Origin of the sequence: Streptomyces sp. NPDC047880, assembly GCF_040706515.1 — a bacterium.
Classification (GTDB): domain Bacteria; phylum Actinomycetota; class Actinomycetes; order Streptomycetales; family Streptomycetaceae; genus Streptomyces.
In genome coordinates, this window is the sequence record NZ_JBEZOK010000053.1 from 1 (window position 1) to 4,096 (window position 4,096).

Sequence of the window (4,096 nt, forward strand, 5' to 3'; positions counted from 1 at the left end):
TTCCCCAGCATGTCCAGCCGAACAGCCTCCTCCTCATCCAGCACATCGAACGACGCCAACGCACGGTCAGGGGCGGCAGCCATGGCGGTCACCAGCGTCTCCAGCCACGCCAGGATCCGCCCGGCCGTCTGCTGGTCGAAAGCGTCGGTGCGGTACTCCAGGCGGAGCCTCAGCTGCCGGCCCGGCCATACCTGCACGGCGAGGGGATAGTGCGTGAACTCCCGGCTGGATGCGATCCGCACACCCAGCCCGTCCGTGCCGAGCCGCCCGCCGGACGCCTCCAGCGGATAGTTCTCGAACACGAAGATCGTGTCGAAGAGCTGCTGGTGGCCCGTGGCGCGCTGGATGTCGGCCAGCGCCGGAAACTGGTGGTCCAGACCATCGTGATAGGCGTCCCGCAGTGTGCCGATCAGCTCGGCGGCGGTCGTCGCGGGCGTCGTCCGGGCGCGTACCGGGACGGTGTTGACGAACATGCCCACGGCCGACTCGCTGCCGGGCAGATCCGCCGGGCGGCCCGAGACGGTGGTGCCGAAGACGACGTCCCCGTCACCGGTCAGCACGCCCAGCAGGCGGGCCCAGGCGGCTTGCAGCACGATGTTCACCGTCGTGTTCCGCGCACGGGCCAGCCGCTCCACGGCGCGGGTGACGTCGGCCGGAAGGTCGGCGCGCAGCGGCGCCCGCGCGCCGGTGCCGGAGCGGTCAGCCGGGTCCACGAGGGTCGGTGCCTCGAGGCCGGCCAGCACGTGGCGCCAGTGCCGGAGTGCCGCCCCCGTGTCCTGGGCGGACAGCCATTCGGTATAGGCGCGGAAGGCGGGGGCGGGCGTCAGGGATTCCTTCCGGTAGACCGCGAAGATCTCCCGGAGCAGGATCTGGATCGACCAGCCGTCCACCACGATGTGATGCGCGGACAGCACCAGTTCGTGCCGGTCCGGGCCCGTCACACGGAGCAGGAAGCGCAGCGGTGCCTCGTCCGTGAGGCTGCCGCAGGCGGCCAGCTCCGCGTCGAGGAGGGCTTGTTCCTCTCGGTCGTCGCCGCCGGTCACGGTCCACGGGGCAGTCGGCCGCACGGGAATGATCTGTACCGGGTCGGTGAGCCGGTCGGAGACGAAGCGGGCCACCAGGTTGGGGTGGCGTGCCACCACGGTGTCCACGGCCCCGCGCAGACGCGGCACATCCAGCGCACCGGTGATCTCGATGCCCAGCTGCACGGTGTACAGCTCGGCGGGACCGTCACCGCCGGTCCGGCGGTGGAAGAGCAGGCCGGTCTGCAGAGGAGTCAGCGGGAGAATGTCCGCCGGCTCCACGATCCGGGCGAGCCCGTCGATCTGCTGCTGGGTGAGCGCCGCCGGCAGGACGTCGGAGGGCGTGAGTCCGCCGCCGCCATTCGTCACGTACGCGGCGATTCCACTGAGGGCGTCGTGCCAGCGTGCCTGCAGCTCGGTGATGTAAGCACGGTCGACCCGTGCGCCGGCCCAGCTCCAGGTCGCGTGGAGTTCGGGCCGGGCGCCGTCGTCGAGCACGACCGCGTTGATGTCCACGGTGTGCGGCAGCAACATCGTCCGGGAGCCGAATCGCCGGGCCTCGGGGGCTTCGAGCGGTCCGAGAATCCGCCATTCGCCTGCCTCTTCCCCGGTGGGCGGTGTGCTGCTGCGGCGGCCGAGGTAGTTGAAGCCGACCGCCGGATCGTCACCGGACAGCTCCGTGCCGTCGTTGAGGTACTTGAGCAGACCGTAGGTGATGCCCTCCGGTACGGCGCGCAGTTGTTCCTTGGCGTCTTTGAGCCACGCCCCCAGGGCCGGGCCGCCGGCCAGGACGGCGTCCCTGTCCAAAGGTGCCGCGGTCAGAGCGACCGGGTGCTTCACGGTGAACCATCCGACAGTGTCGGTCAGATCGGTCCCGACGCCGATCTCGTCCCGCCGCCCGTGGCCCTCGACGTCGATGCGGAAGGGCGCGCCGAAGTACCGGTGTTGCTGGGCCAGGGCCGTGCCGAGCGCTATGAGCAGCAGCTCCTCGACGTTGACGCGCAGGGCCGCGGTGGCCTCGGTCAGCAGGACGTCCGTCAGCGCGGCGTCGAGCGCGAAGGACAGCTGCTCCACGCCCGCCCAGGTGTCGGTGTCGGGACGCGGTGTGGGCAGCAGGGCGGCAGCCGACTCGATGCGCTGCCAGCTCGGGAGCCGGTCGGTGACCTCCGGGGAGACGGCGTGGTCCGCCAGGGTCGCGGCCCAGCGCCGGAACGAGGTGCCGCCGGCGGCCGGCGTGATCTCCCGCCCCTCGGAGAGATGGCGCCAGCCCGCCCCGAGGTCCCGCTGGAGGATCCCCCAGGAGACGGCGTCGACCGCGAGGTGGTGGACGACCAGCAGCAGCCGACGGGAGGGCGCCTCCCACACGGCGTGCAGCATGACGCCGCGGCGCGGGTCCAGCCGGCGCAGCGCGGCGGTGAAGGAGGCGTCGGTGAGCTTCTCGACCACCGTGACGCAGTCGGCGGCGTCGACCGAGCCCGCCGGAGGGATCGTGAGGTTCCCTGGTGTGTCCCGTGGGGCGTCGTCCCTCTGCAGCCGGAGTGCCGCGTGCCGGTCGAGCAGCGCCTGCAGGAGCGCGACCACGTCGGGGTGGTCTGCCCGGGGCGGCGCCTGGAACAGCATGGTCTGGTTGAACTCGTCGGCCGGCGCCCGAAGGGAGTCGAGCCAGCGGATGATCGGCGTCGCCGTGACGGGACCGCAGTCGTCGTCAGGCTCGAGGTGCGGTGCGTCCGTGCCTGCGAGCCGGATGACGCGGGCCACGCGCTCCACGGTCTGTTCGACGAGGATGTCGCGGGGCTTGCAGCGCAGGCCGGCCTCCCGGGCCTGGGAGACGACCTGCATGGACGAGATGCTGTCGCCGCCGAGATCGAAGAACGAGTCGTCGACACCGACCCGCTCCATGCCGAGCACGCGCGCGTAGATGGCGGCCAAGGTCTCCTCGACCGGGGTGGCCGGTGCCCGGTATCCCTCTGCGTCCCCGAACGCGGGGGCCGGCAGGGCCCGCTTGTCGAGCTTGCCGTTGCCCGTCACGGGCAGTGCGTCGAGCACCACGACTGCTGCCGGCACCATGTACTCGGGCAGCCGCTCACCCGCCAGGCGGCGCAGCCGCACGCCGTCCACACCGTCGGCGTCGGGGACGACGTAGCCAACCAGCCGCTGGTGCCCGGGCTGGTCCTCGCGGACGACGACCGCGGCCTGTCGGACGCCGGGGGCCGCTCGCAACACCGACTCGATCTCGCCGAGCTCGACCCGGTATCCACGGATCTTCACCTGGTCGTCGGCGCGCCCGACGTACTCCAGCTCACCATCCTGGTTCCAGCGCACCAGGTCGCCGGTGCGGTACATCCGCGAACCCGCCGGACCGAACGGGTTGGCGACGAACCGTGACGCCGTCAGGCCGGGACGGCCCACGTATCCGCGGGCCACCCCGCGTCCGGCGACGTACAGTTCGCCGGCGACACCGACCGGCACCCGGCGCAGCGCGCCGTCCAGGACGAACAGGGCGGTGCCCGAACCGGGGGCGCCGATCGGCACTGTCCCACCGGGGACCAGGGGCGTGCTCATCGATGCGTAGACCGTGCACTCGGTCGGGCCATAGGCGTTGATTACGGCCCGTCCGGGGGCCCAGCGCTCGACCAGCTCGGCCGGGAACGCCTCGCCGCCGACCAGGAGCACCCCGATCGAAGCCAGTCCTTCCGGCGACAGCCGCGCCAGGGCGGAGGGCGTCTGGGTCAGGACCGTGACCTTTTCGGCGAGGAGCAGGTCGTGGAAGTCGGAGGGTGAGTAAACGACGTCCTCGGGGACGACGACGAGTCGTCCGCCGTGCAGGAGCGCACCGCACATCTCCCACAGGGCGAAGTCGAATGCGTATGAGTGGAACAGCGTCCACACGTGCTCATGGGGTCGCGGTGAGGCGGTGTCCGGGGCGCCGGATCCGGCCAGCCGCCGGACATGCGTGGTGATGAGGTCCGCGATGCCCCGGTGGGTGACGGATACGCCCTTTGGCGTGCCGGTGGTTCCGGAGGTGTAGATGACGTAGGCGACCTGGTCGGCGTCGGGGTGAGGGAGGGCCGCGG

Annotated in this window: 1 protein-coding gene; it reads right to left on the reverse strand. The window is 71.7% G+C overall.

Annotated features, from left to right (window positions below; all coding sequences use genetic code 11):
- Positions 1-4,096: amino acid adenylation domain-containing protein (locus AB0937_RS38350; RefSeq protein WP_366718825.1), on the reverse strand; the 4,096-nt coding region annotated here is incomplete at both ends.